Genomic DNA, 15696 nt, shown 5'->3' with positions numbered 1-15696 from the left:
CTTATCGCTCCAGCCGGACCGGCACCTTCGTCTGCTGGACGGCAGCTTCCACGATATCCTCCGCTCGAAGCCCATTCATGCGAGCTTCCGCATGCACGATAATCCGGTGTGGGAGCACGGAGCGCGCCAGCCGCTTCACATCATCCGGCGTTACAAACGCACGCTCTCGCAGCAGCGCAGACGCTCTCGCAGCCCGCATAAGCGCAACGGCTGCACGAGGGCTTGCGCCTAGCAGCGAGGCTTGATGCTCACGGGTCGCACGAACGATTTTGACGGCATAATCGGCTACGCTATCATCGACATGCACTTCGGTAACAAGCTGCTGCAGCCGAAGCAGATCTTCAATGCTTGCAACCTGCTCCAATCGATCAGAAGGATGGCCGCCATCGCGAGAGACGATCATGCGAAGCTCATCCGCCTCGGCAGGATAGCCTAATGACAGCTTCATCATGAAACGGTCTAACTGCGCTTCAGGCAGTACATAGGTCCCTTCGAACTCGATCGGATTCTGTGTCGCAATCAGCAAAAACGGGCGCGGCAGCTCATACGTCTCACCGTCAACGGTCACATGGCCCTCTTCCATCGCCTCCAGCAGCGCGGATTGCGTCTTCGTCGTAGCCCGGTTGATCTCATCGGCAAGGAGCAGGTGGCACATAATGGGTCCCGCTCGGAACAAGAACGCCTCCTGCTTTGGATGATAGATCGAAACGCCTGTAATATCGGTCGGCAATAAATCCGGATTGCATTGTATACGACGGAATTGTCCGCCAATCGAACGGGCAAGCGCTTTCACAAGTTGCGTTTTGCCCGTGCCCGGAACATCTTCTAATAACACGTGTCCACCGGCCAGCACAGCCGTTAAAAGCAGGTCGATTTCCTCTTGTTTGCCCAGGATACAGTTTTCTAAATTAGTACGAATTGCTGTGCATAATTGTAGGTCTGCCTGACGAGTTTCCATGAATGAGTCCCTCCCGGTATGATGAGAATCTTGTAGAATTTTCGGTAATCTTCTTCTATTTTACTAAATATAGGGTGAAGCGTACAGAAGATGATGTGCCAAAAAAAATTGGAGGATTCCACAGGGAACCCTCCAATTCTCACGTTAACCTTTTGGGCGAATCGCAACAGCAGCAAGAAACGAGAAAATGATCGCGGCCGAGATGCCCGCGCTTGTCAGCTTGAATATCCCCGTAATAACCCCTATCCATCCGTCCTCATGAAGCGAGGTTAATGCGCCATGCACGAGCGCATTGCCGAAGCTTGTAATCGGCACGGTCGCCCCGGCGCCAGCAAAGTCGACCAGTGGGTCATATAGCCCAATGCCGTCAAATACTGCGCCAAGCACGACTAACGTTGCCATCGTATGCGCCGGCGTTAGTTTGATGACGTCAAACATAAGTTGACCGATAACGCAAATCGCGCCGCCCACCAAGAATGCCCATAAAAACTGCATCCCGCCTACACCCCTTTCGCGGCAATTGCCACCGCATGCGCAATGCATGGAATCGATTCGCCCTGCTGAAAGGATAGCGGAGAGAGCAGCGCGCCAGTAGCCGCCACCAAAATGCGCTTTAGCTCGCCTTTCTTCAGCTTGTTCAGCAAATGGCCATACGTTACGACCGCCGAGCAGCCGCAGCCGCTCCCTCCTGCCTGTACCTTCTGCTTATTAATATCAAAAATCATTAGCCCGCAATCATTAAAGACGGTATCGGTCATCGGCACTCCGTTACGCAGCAATAGCTCATTGGCGATGGGATGGCCGACAGATGCAAGATCCCCTGTGACGATGAGATCGTAATCCGCAGGGCTCCTTCCCGTATCGTTAAAATGGGCTTGAATGGTATCGACTGCAGCCGGCGCCATTGCAGCGCCCATGTTGAATGGATCCGTAATGCCCAAATCCATTACTTTGCCGATCGTCGCACACTCAACGACAGGCCCATCGCCGCTTGCAGCGACAATTGCCGCTCCAGCACCGGTCACGGTATATTGCGCAGTGGGCGGCTTCTGCGAACCATACTCCGTCGGATAACGAAATTGTTTCTCTGCTGTACAGTTATGGCTGCATGTTCCGGCCATCGCATGCTGCGCATTGCCAGAGTCAATCAGCTGTGCGGCAAGCGCCAGCGTCTCCATCGAAGTCGAGCAAGCGCCGAACATGCCGATATAGGGCGCTCCTAAGGAACGAGCAGCGAAGCTATTGCTAATAATCTGGTTCATCAGATCGCCGCCGATATAGAATTGAATGTCGTCTTTCTTCAACCCTGCCTTCGTCACAGCAAAATCCGATGCCTGCTCCAGCAGCAGCCGCTCTGCCTTCTCCCAGCTTTTCTGCTGCATGTCCAGCTCGGGATGAACAAGATCGAAGTCCGCTGCCAGCGGACCCTCGCCTTCATCGGGCCCGACGACGGTAGCAGAGCTAATAATAACGGGCTTGCTGTCGAACCACCAGGTTTGTTTGCCGCGCAGCATCTCAGTGTGCTCCTCCCGTACCGAAGATCAAATGCCCGATGCCCACGAAGAAGGCTGCAACCGTACCGTAGACGATAACAGAGCCGGCAAGCTTGAACATATTCGCGCCGACGCCAAGAACGAGCCCCTCCGCCCGATGCTCCAGCGCTGCCGAGCACATCGAATTGGCGAATCCGGTCACGGGCACTGCCGTGCCTGCCCCTGCCCATTGCGCGATTTTGTCATAGACGCCCAAGCTCGTCAGTATAACCGATAAGAAAATTAACGTCGCGACGGTCGGGTTGCTCGCCGCCTTCGGGTCCATGCCTGCAAGGTGAATATACAGCTGCTGAATGAACTCGCCGAGAACGCAGATCGCTCCGCCAACAACGAATGCTTTGATACAATTTTTGAAAATCGATCGTGAAGGTTCGCGCTGCTTGGCGAATGCTTGATACTCTTTAGGAGACATGCTCATTTTCTTATAAGGGCGTCCGCCCGCGCTACTCGTTGACAACGTGGTCATCTCCCTTGTGCAAAAGTCGAATTCATTATTTGTAAAAGCCGTCATCATTATGCTACATGCCATGATAGCCGCGGCAACACAAAAAATCCGCCACATGGGCGGATTTTAGCGAAGCAATGCTCTTTGGTTCGGATGCGCTTTCCAGCGTACGTTAATCAAATATCGATACAATCAGGAGAAAAATGGCCAATAGCACATAAAGCACGAGCGATAAGATCATTAATGCACGCCTGCTCATGATACCGCTCTCCTTCCACCGCATACTGCGGACTTCTGCAACTATAGTATGCAGGGGAGGCGAGCGCGGAAGTTGTCCTAATTCGGATGCGTATGTTGGGCCCTATTCTGTTGAATAAACCTTTCATACGCACGATCCCATTTGTTCCATGTCCGCTGTAGAGGGTCTCTTGCTAACAGAACGACTCCAACAGCTGCATCGATAATGCCTGCTAGAATAATGAAATTCGTCCACCAAAAGAACGTTGGCGAATAGCCAATATATAAAGCAGCGTCGGAACCCCATTGCTCTTTGATCTCGTTATAATAATGTATCTTTTCATACCTTCCATATGATGCAAGAAGAACACCTAGTGCGAATAATCCAATTCCAACCATCTTATTACGCATTAGCTACCCGCTTTCTTGTTCAGTTAGCTGGTGTTTGCGGGTCCGGCAGCTTCTCTTCCGTTGATTCCTCTATAACACCGAGCTTCTGTTTAATTAACTGCACATCGCGCTCAATTCGTTTATTGCTATAATAATTGCTGAACACGAAACCGAATAACACAGCCAGTACAATAATTCCGCCGTAAGGCCCAAACAAAAAGGATAAGACAACCGTCAACCCGATTGCCAGAAGCGTTCCCCAAAGCATCATTTTAGCTCACCTCGCTGAAGGAATGAGAAGGAATCCGGTGCTAAACGCCATTCCCTCATCTATATTCCAATTACGAAGCGCTCATGCCGAGAAATGGAAGCTGCTATTCTTGGCAATACGCGACGACCTGGTCATACGGCAGCTTGCCGCCATAGATGTCTAGTGCGCTGCCTACTGTAATATCAAGCTTGCCGTCCGTCAGGCGTCGGAACAATTCCAAATCCTCCATCGAACGTGCGCCGCCCGCATAGGTGCAAGGGATGGTTACCCACTGCGCCAGCGCGCTTACGAGGCTTTGTTGAATGCCGCTTTGCTTGCCTTCCACGTCGACGGCGTGAATGAGAAACTCATCGCAATACTGCTCTAGGAATCGAATGTTGGCTTCGTTCACTTCAAAATCGCTGAACTGCCGCCACTGGTTCGTTACCACATACCAGCGCCCGTCCCGCTCCTTGCAGCTGAGATCGATAACAAGATTGTCTACGCCAACCTCTGCAATAATGGCTTGCAGATTATCCATGTTAAGCTGACCATTGCTGAAAATATACGAGGTAACGATCACATGCGAAGCGCCTTGTTCAAGGTAATAACGCGCATTGCCTGCGTTAATGCCGCCGCCGATCTGCAGTCCGCCCGGATAAGCGTTCAGTGCGCGAACAGCCTCTTCCTCATTGCCGCCGCCAAGCATAATGACATGGCCGCCGGTAAGCGCATCCTGTTGGAACATCTTCGCATAATGGATCGAGTCGTAGCTGGATACGAAGTTCTCGACGACTGCCGTTTTATCCGCATCAAGCGTTTCGCCTACGATTTGTTTCACTTTGCCGTCATGCATATCAATACAAGGTCTGAATTTCATTTTTGAATCCTCCGTTAATTACATGCTGTTTCTTATTGCCTTTCTAATTGCATGCGCTTTTTCTCTTGTCTATCCTACCATGTTTTGATAGGGATCGGTTATGTTATGTTGATCTTAAGAACGACCATCGCCTCACTAGATCAGCCTCACAATCATCCCGATAAAATAGGCAGACGGGATAAGTATAAATTGGCCGAGCAGCGTGCCTAAGCAACGCGATGTCATTAGAACGACGTAAATTTTGCCAAGCTGATTGCGGTATTCCTCATGGTGCAGCGCCTTATCGGTAATCAAACCAAGCTGCGGATCGATGAAAATGGTCAACAGAATCGTCGCGATCCCATTGATCATGCCAGAGGCTTGTGAAGCTGTCGTACTGAACGCTGGCAGCAAATGTGCGGCGTAGAGCGATGCCATAACACCAACCGTATAGAACGCTGTTACGACAACATTAAGAAAAATAAGCCGTTTTGGAATGCCTAAATAACGAAAATAATAGAACGAGAAAGCTGGTTTGCGCAAATAATGCTTCGTGTTGATCAATTGTCCGATCGTTACACTCGTAATAAGCTTCGGGATCGACCCTGCGACCTCCAGCTTGGCGATCACGCGACTGAACAAGCTGACAAACGTCGGAAACAACGCAATGGCCACGATCGTACCGACCGAGGAAGCGAGCAGAATAAAACGCATATAATCAATTAGCGGAAATGATGCATGATGTCTCGCATAGTCGACAAACTTCGCCGTTAATGGCGCTTGGATCAAATTCGCCGTTCGCGACACGAGCACGATAATGCCAGTCAACGATAAGGCGACTGCGATTTTATTCAGCTTCACACCAGCGAAGCGTACCGCATAGGACAGGGTTTCCGCCGTGTGAATGACTAGCGTGAGAACAAACACGATCATTAAGCTATTAATCAACGCGCGATCACCCTCCGAAACGATTCTACATCATCTGCGGATAAATTAATGTGCGTAATCCTACGACCGATCCCGAGCAACCCCCAACCGCATACCGGCAGTTTCAGCGTCAGCTGGCAATTGATGTCTAAACAAAATGGATCTCCCCCGTCATCTATCGCCGGCTTGCTGGCTTCTCCAGCGCATAGAGTTCGTCATCGATTTGGTTAAACTTGTCCGAAACCATTGCCCTCGTATCCGCAATGGCCCGATTATAAATATATGGCCCAAGCTCCTGAATCATGCGATCAACGAGCAGCTCAGCTGCAATTTCGCCAATCGATTCTGAACGCTCCTCTTCGAAAAATGCCTGAACTTGCTTAATGACTTCCGCCTTTTCTTCCTTAGGCAGCTTAATGACGATCATGAAACAAACACCTCTTCACTTTCATAGTTTAGGAACCATCACGGTTAAACCAGCATTCGACCGATTGCATATAGACCGAACCCCACAAGGAGACAGCCTGATATACGGTTGATTGCAACCATCGCTCCGCGCGTCAATGTATCCCGAATCAGCCCCACCATTATCGCAAGCAGCAGCCACCACAGCATGGAGCCAACAAAAATGCCAACCACCATGGTCACGGCTCGTCCATGCGAAGCGCCGGCAGCATTCACACCAGCAAACACGCCAAGGAAGGATAGGATCGTCATCGGATTCATTATCGTTAAGAAGAAGGTTGTTAAATAAGCCGCAAGCAAATGACGGCTGGATGCCGCATCCTCCTGATGCGGCAGTTGCGGTTTTGCAACAATCGCTTGCAAGCCCAAGTAGCAGAGGAACAGACCGCCAATAAGGCGAATCCATGTTTGATATGCAAGCAGCTGCTCGGTTATCAATGTGAATCCAACCGCTGCGATAAGTCCGTACACGGCATCTGCCGTTGCCGCGCCAAAACCCGATACAATCCCGAACGCTCTCCCCTGATTCAAGGTTCGTTTCATGCAGAGAATGCCAATCGGTCCCACGGGGGCCGCGATGGACAGTCCGATCATGATCCCTTTTAGTAAAATGGACATAGCTAAGCTCGACATCCCGTCTCAATATTGGCTGTAATTGTTCCCCATTATCGGCGTTGTCGAAGCCATTCAAACCTTGTTATTGAACTGCTCGGCACACATTCGCTCGGCCATCTGCTTCAATCGTTCGTTGCGGTCGATTAAAAATCGTTTCATATAATGCTGCAAAACGAGTCGCTCTGCCATCCATCCGAGCGGTCCGAGGGGAGCAGAGAAGTGTAAAATATCCGTCATTATCGTCTTTTGCCCCGCTTGCCTGAACGCGTGGATATGCTTCAGCTGCTTAAACGCCCCCCGCTGCATTTCATCAATAAATAACGTCGGTTCCTCGTAGGCTACAATGCGAGAGGTCAGCTTCTGGCGGACTAGAAAATGCGTAGCCTCAAACGTTACGGTTTCGCCCAAGCCGATCGGGCCTGACGTTACGCCTGCGACTGCCCGTTCTCTTGTATGCTTCCAGACGGTCTCTGTATGGACAGTGATGTCTCGCGCCAAGCGAAAGCAGACGTCAATCGGTGCATCAATTTCGATTTCTGTCTTGACTTGAATCATGACGTCTTGCTCCTCTCTGGCTATGCTATTCAACAGCTCGTCGTATTACAAATATTTAATAGCTTTGAACGGAGTAAATCAAACTCCATAACAATAAATACAACGATAATCACAAGAACGATCAAACATCCTGTCACAAACAGCTTGATCGTTCTTTTCTTTTCTTTTCGCTGCGGACTGATAGCTCCTCGTTGCCCCAATCCTCCATCAAGTCTTTGTTCACTTGTGCGTTAAGCTCCATTCCGTGTTCTAAATTTGTACAGGAGCCAGGTCTTGATCATAGGCTCCTTGGGTTTATGGACGGAAATTCTTCTGATCGGTTCAAAATCCCGCCGATCTACTACCAGCATGAGCTGCGGGCTCACTGGCATATTAGATATCCATTCGTCAAAGTGGATGCGACGCTTGTGGACCTGCTCGAATCTATCGCCCGGGATGAAATAAACGATGCCCGTCGTCCATGGATCGCGATCCATCGTGTCCCTAGTGAGTGAAAAGAAATAATAGCGGTTGCGGTCCATTGATTTAAAGCATGCGTTTCTGAAATTCGTTGTTACCTTGCTGCGATCAAACACCGCATAAAAAATCGACCAAAGGCCGTCCGTAGAAGCAAAGACAGCATTGACAACAGTACCATCAAATAGGGTTTGCTTCCTCATCTCAAACTGCTTGATCGTCCGATAATTGGAGCCGTGTACGACGTATTTGCGGGTCTGGACGATGTAATCGATGAAGCGAAATTTGGAAAACTTCGATTGATAGTCGACATTTCCTCCATGCTGTAGCGCAGCCGCATACAGGCGTTCAAACTCAGCCGTTTCCTCCTCGGTAAACGGCGGATCAACGCGATGCTCGAACAGCAGCTTCATGAGCATCGATTCGATCCTGGCAATCAACTTTTGCTTCAACGCTCGCTGTGCTCCTGAGCTGCCCTGCGCATAAACCGTTCGGGCTCTCGCTCGAAACCGTACTGCTCATACAAAGAATGCGCGTCCAACGTCCCGAGAATGCCAGTCAACCCTTCGTAATCCTGTTGGTTCACGATAACCTCCACCAGCTTCTTCCCGATTCCTTCTCCCCGGTAGTCCTCCGAGATGAAAACATCAGCTAAATAGTACATGGTCGCGCCATCCGTCACGACTCTGGCAAAGCCGATCTGCTTGTCGTGATGCAGCACGCTGTAGCATACCGATCCTTCAATTGACTTTACAATACGTTCCCGGGACCGTTCATTTGCCCAATAACTTCTGGACAAAAGATCCGATACGACTTCAATGTCCAGTTTTGTTTTGTTATCCGTAATAACATAGTCTAAATAAGCAACCTGCATTGAAGTTTCCCTCCTATTCACCCAACTTGATGATGTACCCTGTCTTCAAACCCTTTTTGAATCCAACGCTCTCGTAAAAATGATGCACCTCTTCACGTTTGGACCCCGTCATTAGCATGATTTTATAACAATGATGCTCCTCGCAAATCGCGATCGCATGCTCCAGCACGGCTTTGCCGAGTCCTTGCCTCCTGTAATTCGCATGGGTGACAACATTTTCGATCAGCGCATAGGGCCTTGCGCCGCGGGTTAAATTTCGCAACAGGCTCAGGACGCAGGAGGCGACAAGCTCGCCATTATGCTCCATGACGAGAATGCGCGTGCTCGGGTCGTGAAGCATTTCATCCCAAAGCGTTTCTAACGCATCATTCATAACCAGTTCGGGGTCATCCGCATGCAAATGTTGATAAAGCTGAAGGAGCTGTGGCAGCTCATCCTTATGGATAGGGCGAGCAATGGCTCTAGATCGTTTATTAATCAAGCTCCCCACCCCCGCGACTTCACAAGCGACTCGATTTGTCCGATATGATGCCGGTTATGCCACACGAATCGCTGCAACGCAATATCTAACGTAATTTCGCCGAGCGCTGCAGTATTTAATTTCCGAGCAAACGCATCTGTATCAAGACGCTGGACCAGAGTCGCCAATCGAGCATGAAGAATCGCCAATAGCTGAATCGAATTGTCGATTGGAACATCGCGATAATCGCTCAGTCCGGCAAATCCGTCCTGATCGTACGAGCTTCCCATCGGCGCATCCTCCGTCAGTCCTCGCTTGAACCGAAGATACGCATTCATATCATTGTCCGCCATGTGATGGATAATTTGCTTAATCGTCCACCCGCCTGACCGATAGGGGACGTTCAGCTGGTCCTCGTTCAGATGGGAGGTCAGCTTGGCAAGCGTCTCATGCACCTCGGTTAATTGCCCGATTTGCTTCGCTCTTTCCTCTCTTGAAATAGCCAGCGCTGGCGTAAACGGACCGATTGGGAACCGAATGGCATCATTCGTCAATGACAATCTCTCCTTCTCCTACAGGCATTTCGAAGCCGCTCAGATACGACGATAAAATTTCCTCCGTAATCGGAAAAGCCGCATTCGCATCAAAGCGCTCGCTCCGTATACGAAGCCGCTTGCGCAATTCTTCCGGTCCCACCTTCAAATAAACGAGTGCCCATTGCCCGCCGGCCTCTTCAATAATTTGCTTGTATTCATCCCTTCTGCTGCGTGCCCAAAAGCTAAAATCGACGACGACGCAGCGCTGATTGCGAACATGCGTGATGAGCTCTTTTCGAAGCTTCGCTTCCGCATCCCGCTTTAATTGCTCATAATCATCAGGGGAGTAGTCGATGCCATATCGCCCATTGGTCGACCATATCTCTTCATCAATTGAAAGACGAACATAACCGGCTTGCTCCAGCTGCTGAGCGAATGTCGTTTTGCCAGACCCGGCCACGCCGCACATCATCACGACGAAGGCAGAAGGCTCTTTCAACCGTTCTGCTAATTCCTCAATTACACCATCTTTACTCATGGACAGTCTCCTCCGATCCGTTCCGATAAGGGACTTCGCAAGCAGCAGCTGAAACCCATTGCTTCACAATACCCAAACAAATGAGCGAAACCTGAGTCGACAAAGCCGACGAATCGATGTCCCAGCTCTCCCATTCCTCCTGCACGAGACGGTCGCTAATGAATCCGAGCCAAGTGCTCCTTGCCTTGCAAATTTCTGCTGAGGCATACAACGCGGACGTTTCCAAATTAACCATCTGGGCGCCTTCCGCTTGCAGCTCCCGCACCAGCGTCTTCGTCTCGCGAAATAGTCCATCGATGTTCGCCGCTATAGCTTCATGCACTTCTAGCTTCATACGTTCCGATACTTCTCTTGCTATATCAAGCAGCGCCGGATCACAAGAAAACCTGTGCCTCTCTGGCAAATAGGTCCGGCTTGTCCCATCGCTGTTCAGCGACTCCGCGCCAAGCGCAAGAGCGCCTTGCTTCATCGTTCGATTAATCGAACCCGCAGCGCCGTAGCCGATGATCGTTTCAACCCCAAGATGCGTAAGCTCCTTAACAAGAAAGCATAAAATGGCAATCGTCCAATTCGGTCTCGGATGATTCTGATAACGATGCGCCATCACTTGCGAAGGCGTTAAATAACGATCCTCGATCATACGCTCCACCATCCTTTTCCGATTAAGATTTTCACCTACTCATCGCTATAAACCATGTGGCACTGGGTATACTATATCTATTAAGTTACCACATTTTCCGTGCTTTTCCACCAGGATTAAGAGAATCCAGCCATACAAAAAAAGAGACCCCCAATTGGAGATCTCTTGCTATTCATAGGCGAAAACGCGCAATGAGATCATGCCGTCCCATTTGCTCCAGTACAGACCGCTGCTTCGGGCCAATCAGGTCAAAATGCGGAAAATGCTCCCGGTGATGAATGTACCGCGGATCAAGCCCGTACTGTACGCACCAAGCCGCCAAGCGGTCCAGATCACTGCAGCCTACCTTCGTAATCGTCCGATTGCCCGGAAAACGCTCCTCGTACCAATAATGAGTCAGCAGGGCGATTTCGCCGCGCTCGACGCGCTTTTTCCATTCCTGGAGCTCGTGTCTCTTAACGCCGAATGCCATGCTGCGATCTCCTTTATCCCATGTGATTCAGGTAGTATAACATAACAGCTAAACATGAAAAAAGAGGCGAATAAAGCAGAAAGATGCGCTATTTCGCCGCAACTGGTATACTTAATGGGATTATTCGACCGGAACAGGTCGCAACAAAGAGGAGTTTTTGAAATGGCAACTACATTTTCGACGCTTGGCGTATCGCAAGAGCTGACAAGCGTTCTTTCTTCATACGGCATTACGGAGCCTACGCCCGTACAGCATAAAGCCATCCCGCTGGTGCTTAATGGCGCGGACGTTATCGTACAGGCCCAGACGGGTACGGGCAAAACGCTTGCGTTTGCTTTGCCGATTCTGGAGCGAATCGATACGACGAAAAACCATACGCAAGCGCTTATTTTGACCCCAACGCGCGAGCTCGCAATTCAAATTACGACGGAGCTGAACAAGCTGGCCAAAACGGTCGGCGCCAACATCCTTGCCGCATACGGCGGACAAGATGTGGAATCGCAAATTCGCAAGCTGCGCAACAGCTGGCCGCATATCGTGATCGCTACGCCTGGCCGCCTGCTTGATCATTTGCGCCGCGAAACGATTCGTCTGGGCAAAATCCGCATGCTCGTATTAGATGAAGCGGATCAAATGCTGCATATGGGCTTCCTGCCGGATGTCGAGACCATCGTCTCATCGATGCCGCGCCAGCATCGTCAAACGATGTTGTTCTCCGCGACGATGCCTGCACAGATTCGCAAACTTGGCGCGGAGTATATGAATGGGCCAACGGATGTAAACATCACGCCTGAAAAGGTGACGGTTGACAAAATTCGTCAGGTTGCGATTGAGACAACCGATCGCCGCAAGGAAGATACGTTGGTCGAGCTCATCGGGAAATATCAGCCTTATCTGGCGGTCGTTTTCTGCCGGACGAAGGTTCGGGCGAAGAAGCTCAATGAAGCGCTGCAAGAGCGCGGCATTTCCAGCGACGAGCTGCATGGCGATTTGTCGCAGGCCAAGCGCGAGCAAGTTATGAAACGGTTCCGCCAAGCGCGTCTGCAGGTGCTCATCGCTACGGACGTGGCGGCACGCGGGCTTGACGTAGAGGGCGTTTCCCACGTGTTTAACTATGATGTGCCGCAAGATCCCGAAACGTACGTCCACCGGATCGGCCGTACAGGGCGTGCGGGCAATGAGGGCATGGCTGTCACGCTTGTATCCTCGCATGATATTGGCGCAGTCGCCAATATTCAGAAGACGCTTGGCGTCAAAATCGAGCTGCGTCAGGATTCCGACGTGGCGCGCGGCGCTGTGCCGGTTCGCGTGAAGCCGGACCGCCAAGGCGCAAAAGCAGAGCAGGAGCGCAACAGCCGTTCGCGCGGCGGCGCCAAGGCTGGCGGCGGTCGCAGCGGCTCGCGCGGCGCGGCTGGCGGTCGCGGCGATGCACGCGGCGGCTCCCGCAGCAGCGCTGGCTCTGCGCCAGCAGGCAAGCGCGGCAGCGGTTCCGCTAGCGCTAGCCCTTGGGGCGACGCCCCTGCTGGCGGCGGTCGCGGCGGCTCCCGCAGCAGCGCTGGCTCTGCGCCCCGCGGCGGTTCGCGCGGCAGCAGTGGCTCTGCTCCTCGAGGCGGCAGCTCGCGCGGCGACCGCTCGAATAACGGCGGCGGACGCCGCGGACGGTAACCGTCACTTTTTCCGATTTAGAAGGAGTGCTTGAAATTGTCCCTTACCCACGTACGCAGTCTGCTCCCGGAGGCGTTCATTCAGCAAGCTCGGCAGCTGCTGGGCGACGAGACGCCAGCGTTTCTCGCCAGCTATGATGCGCCCCGGGCCTACGGCTTGCGGTTTAATCCAATAAAGCTGCCGCCCCAGCAATGGAATGGCGATCAGCGCTTTCACGCTTTAACCCAAATGTTCGGGCTTGAGCCGATCGATTGGTGCAAGACAGGCTTCTACTATAATGAAGAAGTCCGCCCCGGCAAACACCCGTATCATGCCGCAGGCCTTTATTACATTCAGGAGCCTTCCGCAATGTCCGCTGCCGAAGCGCTGGAAGCGCAGCCTGGCGAGACGATACTCGACCTCGCTGCTGCGCCCGGCGGCAAGACGACGCAAATCGCGGGCGCAATGCAGAATCAAGGCTTGCTTATTGCGAATGAAATTCATCCCGCCCGCGCCAAAATATTAAGCGAAAACGTCGAGCGCTGCGGCTTCCGCAATACGGTCGTCACCTGCGCGACACCCGATCAGCTTTCGGAGCGGTTTCCCGTTTTCTTTGATCGCATTATGCTGGACGCGCCTTGCTCGGGCGAAGGGATGTTCCGAAAAGATGCGGATGCGATTGCAGAATGGTCCCCTGCTCATGTGGAGCTTTGCGCTGCTCGGCAGGCCGATATTCTTGTCCATGCGGCGCGTATGCTGAAGCCTGGCGGTCGGCTCGTTTACTCGACCTGCACGTTCAATCGCGCAGAGAATGAAGATGCCATCGCCGCATTCCTTGAAGCCTTCCCGACATTTCGGTTGGAACATACGGAGCGCCTGTGGCCTCATCAATGCAAGGGCGAAGGGCATTTTGTCGCTGTACTGACGAAGTCCACAGCCGAGGAGGAACATGCATCGGCGGACTCCTCCCTTGCCAGCCCCCAGCCCCGATCGAAGTCGAAGCGCGGCGATCGCCGCTCAGGCGGCAAGCCTAGCGGCGGCCAGACCAGCTTATCTGCCGAGATGGCGCTGTTCGATGCTTTCGCACAGGAAGCGCTGCCTGGCTTGGAGCTCGGAGCTGGCGAGCCCTTGCGCTTCGGAGACGCATTATACTGGCTGCCATCCGATGCAGAACGCCGGTTTGGCTCTTCCGCTCTGCATGGGTTGAAAGTCGTTCGGCCCGGCCTGCATCTCGGCGATATGCGAACCAAACGGATCGAGCCCGCGCATGCGCTTGCCGTTGCAATGCCTGCCAGTGCAGCTGCTCGCATTGTATCCTATTCGCCTGATGCGCCAGAATTAGCTGCATTTCTTCGCGGTGAGGCGCTGCACGCGCCTGACGCGAGCAACGGCTGGACGCTTATAGCCGTCGACGGTCTCCCTGTCGGATGGGCAAAGGCAAGCGAAAATCAGCTCAAAAACCATTTGCCAAAAGGGCTGCGCCGTTTATCCTAATGCCAGCTTGCACAGGCTGAGCGTCCGTCTTTGGAGACGAGCGCTCAGCCTTTCGTTTGCCCTGCAGCCAGCTGTCTCCCGTTCAGCAATCCCTCCCTGTTGACTATCATGGATGCCGCGTACCATCCATTCGGATGCTCGAAGCGGGCAGATGCCCAAATGTATGTGATACAGGGCAAATGTCCAATCGTTGCGGGCTGTTTTTCATACTATACTGTATACCGAGCGACGGGGCAGACGAAACAAACGACAACAACAAACGAACCACAAGCGGCTGCAAGCCCCGAGGGCCGGAAATAAAGATTCAGGGAGGAATATCGCATGTCCGGTGTATACGGCGGTGGAGGTTTCACGACGGCAGGTGTCATCCTGGTTCTGTTCATTCTGCTGGTAATTGTTACTCGCGGAATCTTGTACTAATCACCTGAGCGATGCGTAAACCATAGGAAAAGCGCCAGGCAGCTAAGCTGTCTGGCGCTTTTCCGGTTTTATTGGTTGTGTTGCTCGACGCCTAGTACATAACGCTCAAGCGCGAATTTTACGCCGTCCTCCGCATTGGATCGCGTTTGGGCATTCGCTGCAGCCTTCACTTCATCGGGCGAGTTCGCCATCGCAACGCCAAGCCCGGCGTAACGAAGCATGCCTATGTCATTATAATAATTGCCGATCGCCATAATCCGCTGCTGATCAATGCCTCGCTTCAACGCGAACTGCTCAAGCGCGCTGCCCTTGTTCGCCGAGGCATGCTGAACATCGACAAAATATTCACCGCTTCGAATGACCTGCAAATCCGTTTGCCACGTTCGCCATTCCGCTTCCAAAGCATCAAGCGTCTTCGGTTCCGCGAATACAGTCAGCTTCACAAGATCGCCAGGCACACGGTCACCGGGCTTGAGCACAATCGGCACGACGCCATATTTGGCATACATGTCGAGCCCCTCCTGCTCCAACTGCTGAAACACATAAAGATCGAAGGCCGTATTTAGATCGTAATGAACCTTATGCTCTTGGCAATAGGTCACGAAAGGCTCAACTTGCTCCTGCGTAAAATCAAATTGATGGACGATGCTTCGATCCTCCGCATCGACCGTCGCTGCCCCATTGTGCGTAATAATCGTCCCGCCAAGCCCGAGCTGATCCATAATCAGCAGCGCGCCCGCAGGGCCGCGTCCCGTACATAGCATGAGCTCCGCTCCATGCAAACCGGCAGCGCGCACCGCTTCGCGCGTCCCTTCTGTCAGCTCGTGGTCATCCGTGAGCAGCGTCCCGTCTACATCAAGCGCGATAAGCGCATAAGGCAGTTCTAATTGATGCGTCATTGCAGTCAT

At 52.3% G+C, this 15696-nt stretch carries 21 protein-coding genes; 3 read left to right on the top strand and 18 right to left on the bottom strand.

What is annotated here, in order from left to right:
- Position 1: 1 nt before the first annotated feature.
- From PAECUDRAFT_RS01045 to PAECUDRAFT_RS00960, 17 genes are all read right to left on the bottom strand, one after another.
- Positions 2–958 carry an AAA family ATPase gene (locus tag PAECUDRAFT_RS01045; RefSeq protein ID WP_006036230.1) on the bottom strand — a complete coding sequence of 319 codons (957 nt, stop codon included), beginning with the start codon at positions 956–958 and terminating at the stop codon, positions 2–4.
- 144 nt (positions 959–1102) lie between these two features.
- On the bottom strand, positions 1103–1453 hold the full coding sequence (spoVAE, locus tag PAECUDRAFT_RS01040) for a stage V sporulation protein AE (RefSeq protein WP_006036228.1): 351 nt from the start codon (positions 1451–1453) through the stop codon (positions 1103–1105).
- Between the two features lie 5 nt (positions 1454–1458).
- On the bottom strand, positions 1459–2472 hold the full coding sequence (gene spoVAD, locus PAECUDRAFT_RS01035) for a stage V sporulation protein AD (RefSeq protein WP_006036227.1): 1014 nt from the start codon (positions 2470–2472) through the stop codon (positions 1459–1461).
- Position 2473: 1 nt separating this feature from the next.
- Positions 2474–2968 (bottom strand): stage V sporulation protein AC, encoded by a 495-nt coding sequence (spoVAC, locus tag PAECUDRAFT_RS01030; protein ID WP_006036226.1) that lies wholly within the window; start codon positions 2966–2968, stop codon positions 2474–2476.
- Between the two features lie 655 nt (positions 2969–3623).
- On the bottom strand, positions 3624–3854 hold the full coding sequence (locus PAECUDRAFT_RS01020; RefSeq protein ID WP_006036225.1) for a hypothetical protein: 231 nt from the start codon (positions 3852–3854) through the stop codon (positions 3624–3626).
- Positions 3855–3957: 103 nt separating this feature from the next.
- Positions 3958–4713, bottom strand: a complete 756-nt coding sequence (hisA, locus tag PAECUDRAFT_RS01015) for a phosphoribosylformimino-5-aminoimidazole carboxamide ribotide isomerase (protein WP_006036224.1) — start codon at positions 4711–4713, stop codon at positions 3958–3960.
- Between the two features lie 135 nt (positions 4714–4848).
- Complete coding sequence (locus PAECUDRAFT_RS01010; protein ID WP_006036223.1) at positions 4849–5640, bottom strand: lipid II flippase Amj family protein; 792 nt, start codon at positions 5638–5640, stop codon at positions 4849–4851.
- 154 nt (positions 5641–5794) lie between these two features.
- On the bottom strand, positions 5795–6046 hold the full coding sequence (locus PAECUDRAFT_RS01005; RefSeq protein WP_006036222.1) for a DUF2164 domain-containing protein: 252 nt from the start codon (positions 6044–6046) through the stop codon (positions 5795–5797).
- Between the two features lie 44 nt (positions 6047–6090).
- Positions 6091–6702: a LysE family translocator gene (locus PAECUDRAFT_RS01000; protein ID WP_006036221.1), complete on the bottom strand. Its 612-nt coding sequence runs from the start codon at positions 6700–6702 to the stop codon at positions 6091–6093.
- Between the two features lie 69 nt (positions 6703–6771).
- Complete coding sequence (locus tag PAECUDRAFT_RS00995) at positions 6772–7254, bottom strand: SRPBCC family protein (RefSeq protein ID WP_006036220.1); 483 nt, start codon at positions 7252–7254, stop codon at positions 6772–6774.
- Between the two features lie 230 nt (positions 7255–7484).
- Positions 7485–8162 (bottom strand): hypothetical protein, encoded by a 678-nt coding sequence (locus PAECUDRAFT_RS00990; RefSeq protein WP_050794242.1) that lies wholly within the window; start codon positions 8160–8162, stop codon positions 7485–7487.
- A complete protein-coding gene (locus PAECUDRAFT_RS00985) occupies positions 8159–8584 on the bottom strand; it encodes a GNAT family N-acetyltransferase (RefSeq protein ID WP_006036218.1) in 426 nt (141 codons plus the stop codon). The genes PAECUDRAFT_RS00990 and PAECUDRAFT_RS00985 overlap by 4 nt, the downstream gene beginning before the upstream one ends.
- Positions 8585–8597: 13 nt before the next feature.
- Positions 8598–9074 (bottom strand): GNAT family N-acetyltransferase, encoded by a 477-nt coding sequence (locus PAECUDRAFT_RS00980; protein WP_407636286.1) that lies wholly within the window; start codon positions 9072–9074, stop codon positions 8598–8600.
- Entirely contained in the window at positions 9062–9604 is a 543-nt protein-coding gene (locus PAECUDRAFT_RS00975; protein ID WP_233516703.1) for a YfiT family bacillithiol transferase, read from the bottom strand. The genes PAECUDRAFT_RS00980 and PAECUDRAFT_RS00975 overlap by 13 nt, the downstream gene beginning before the upstream one ends.
- The gene (locus PAECUDRAFT_RS00970; RefSeq protein WP_006036215.1) at positions 9588–10118 is read right to left on the bottom strand and encodes an AAA family ATPase; all 531 of its coding nucleotides are present in this window, start codon (positions 10116–10118) and stop codon (positions 9588–9590) included. Before PAECUDRAFT_RS00970 ends, PAECUDRAFT_RS00975 begins: the two co-directional genes overlap by 17 nt.
- Positions 10111–10758, bottom strand: coding sequence for a phosphorylase family protein (locus tag PAECUDRAFT_RS00965; protein ID WP_006036214.1), 648 nt, complete (start codon positions 10756–10758; stop codon positions 10111–10113). Before PAECUDRAFT_RS00965 ends, PAECUDRAFT_RS00970 begins: the two co-directional genes overlap by 8 nt.
- A gap of 172 nt (positions 10759–10930) precedes the next feature.
- A complete protein-coding gene (locus tag PAECUDRAFT_RS00960; RefSeq protein WP_006036213.1) occupies positions 10931–11230 on the bottom strand; it encodes a hypothetical protein in 300 nt (99 codons plus the stop codon).
- Between the two features lie 162 nt (positions 11231–11392).
- Between PAECUDRAFT_RS00960 and PAECUDRAFT_RS00955 the strand changes: the two genes are divergently transcribed.
- The 3 genes from PAECUDRAFT_RS00955 to PAECUDRAFT_RS00945 all read left to right on the top strand — a co-directional run bounded on the left by PAECUDRAFT_RS00955 (position 11393) and on the right by PAECUDRAFT_RS00945 (position 14788).
- On the top strand, positions 11393–12895 hold the full coding sequence (locus PAECUDRAFT_RS00955; protein WP_006036212.1) for a DEAD/DEAH box helicase: 1503 nt from the start codon (positions 11393–11395) through the stop codon (positions 12893–12895).
- A 36-nt stretch (positions 12896–12931) separates the two neighbouring features.
- Positions 12932–14368, top strand: a complete 1437-nt coding sequence (locus tag PAECUDRAFT_RS00950) for an RsmB/NOP family class I SAM-dependent RNA methyltransferase (protein ID WP_006036211.1) — start codon at positions 12932–12934, stop codon at positions 14366–14368.
- Positions 14369–14689: 321 nt separating this feature from the next.
- Positions 14690–14788, top strand: coding sequence for a hypothetical protein (locus tag PAECUDRAFT_RS00945; protein WP_006036210.1), 99 nt, complete (start codon positions 14690–14692; stop codon positions 14786–14788).
- A 68-nt stretch (positions 14789–14856) separates the two neighbouring features.
- Here PAECUDRAFT_RS00945 and PAECUDRAFT_RS00940 read toward each other — a convergent pair whose 3' ends face one another.
- On the bottom strand, positions 14857–15687 hold the full coding sequence (locus PAECUDRAFT_RS00940) for a Cof-type HAD-IIB family hydrolase (RefSeq protein WP_006036209.1): 831 nt from the start codon (positions 15685–15687) through the stop codon (positions 14857–14859).
- Positions 15688–15696: the final 9 nt, after the last annotated feature.

The sequence above is a fragment of the Paenibacillus curdlanolyticus YK9 genome (assembly GCF_000179615.1).
Lineage (GTDB): Bacteria > Bacillota > Bacilli > Paenibacillales > Paenibacillaceae > Paenibacillus_T > Paenibacillus_T curdlanolyticus.
The sequence above is the reverse complement of the archived record's forward strand: the minus strand, read 5'-3'. Positions and strand labels throughout refer to the sequence as shown.

Excerpts from the sequence above, each read along its gene's own strand:
- hisA (WP_006036224.1), bottom strand. The coding sequence starts at position 4,713 with ATGAAATTCAGACCTTGTATTGATATGCATGACGGCAAAGTGAAACAA.
- PAECUDRAFT_RS00985 (WP_006036218.1), bottom strand. The coding sequence starts at position 8,584 with ATGCAGGTTGCTTATTTAGACTATGTTATTACGGATAACAAAACAAAA.
- PAECUDRAFT_RS01045 (WP_006036230.1), bottom strand. The coding sequence starts at position 958 with ATGGAAACTCGTCAGGCAGACCTACAATTATGCACAGCAATTCGTACT.
- spoVAD (WP_006036227.1), bottom strand. The coding sequence starts at position 2,472 with ATGCTGCGCGGCAAACAAACCTGGTGGTTCGACAGCAAGCCCGTTATT.
- spoVAE (WP_006036228.1), bottom strand. The coding sequence starts at position 1,453 with ATGCAGTTTTTATGGGCATTCTTGGTGGGCGGCGCGATTTGCGTTATC.
- PAECUDRAFT_RS01005 (WP_006036222.1), bottom strand. The coding sequence starts at position 6,046 with ATGATCGTCATTAAGCTGCCTAAGGAAGAAAAGGCGGAAGTCATTAAG.
- PAECUDRAFT_RS00945 (WP_006036210.1), top strand. The coding sequence starts at position 14,690 with ATGTCCGGTGTATACGGCGGTGGAGGTTTCACGACGGCAGGTGTCATC.
- PAECUDRAFT_RS00940 (WP_006036209.1), bottom strand. The coding sequence starts at position 15,687 with ATGACGCATCAATTAGAACTGCCTTATGCGCTTATCGCGCTTGATGTA.
- PAECUDRAFT_RS01000 (WP_006036221.1), bottom strand. The coding sequence starts at position 6,702 with ATGTCCATTTTACTAAAAGGGATCATGATCGGACTGTCCATCGCGGCC.
- PAECUDRAFT_RS00970 (WP_006036215.1), bottom strand. The coding sequence starts at position 10,118 with ATGAGTAAAGATGGTGTAATTGAGGAATTAGCAGAACGGTTGAAAGAG.
- PAECUDRAFT_RS00960 (WP_006036213.1), bottom strand. The coding sequence starts at position 11,230 with ATGGCATTCGGCGTTAAGAGACACGAGCTCCAGGAATGGAAAAAGCGC.
- PAECUDRAFT_RS00955 (WP_006036212.1), top strand. The coding sequence starts at position 11,393 with ATGGCAACTACATTTTCGACGCTTGGCGTATCGCAAGAGCTGACAAGC.
- PAECUDRAFT_RS01020 (WP_006036225.1), bottom strand. The coding sequence starts at position 3,854 with ATGATGCTTTGGGGAACGCTTCTGGCAATCGGGTTGACGGTTGTCTTA.
- PAECUDRAFT_RS00995 (WP_006036220.1), bottom strand. The coding sequence starts at position 7,254 with ATGATTCAAGTCAAGACAGAAATCGAAATTGATGCACCGATTGACGTC.
- PAECUDRAFT_RS00965 (WP_006036214.1), bottom strand. The coding sequence starts at position 10,758 with ATGATCGAGGATCGTTATTTAACGCCTTCGCAAGTGATGGCGCATCGT.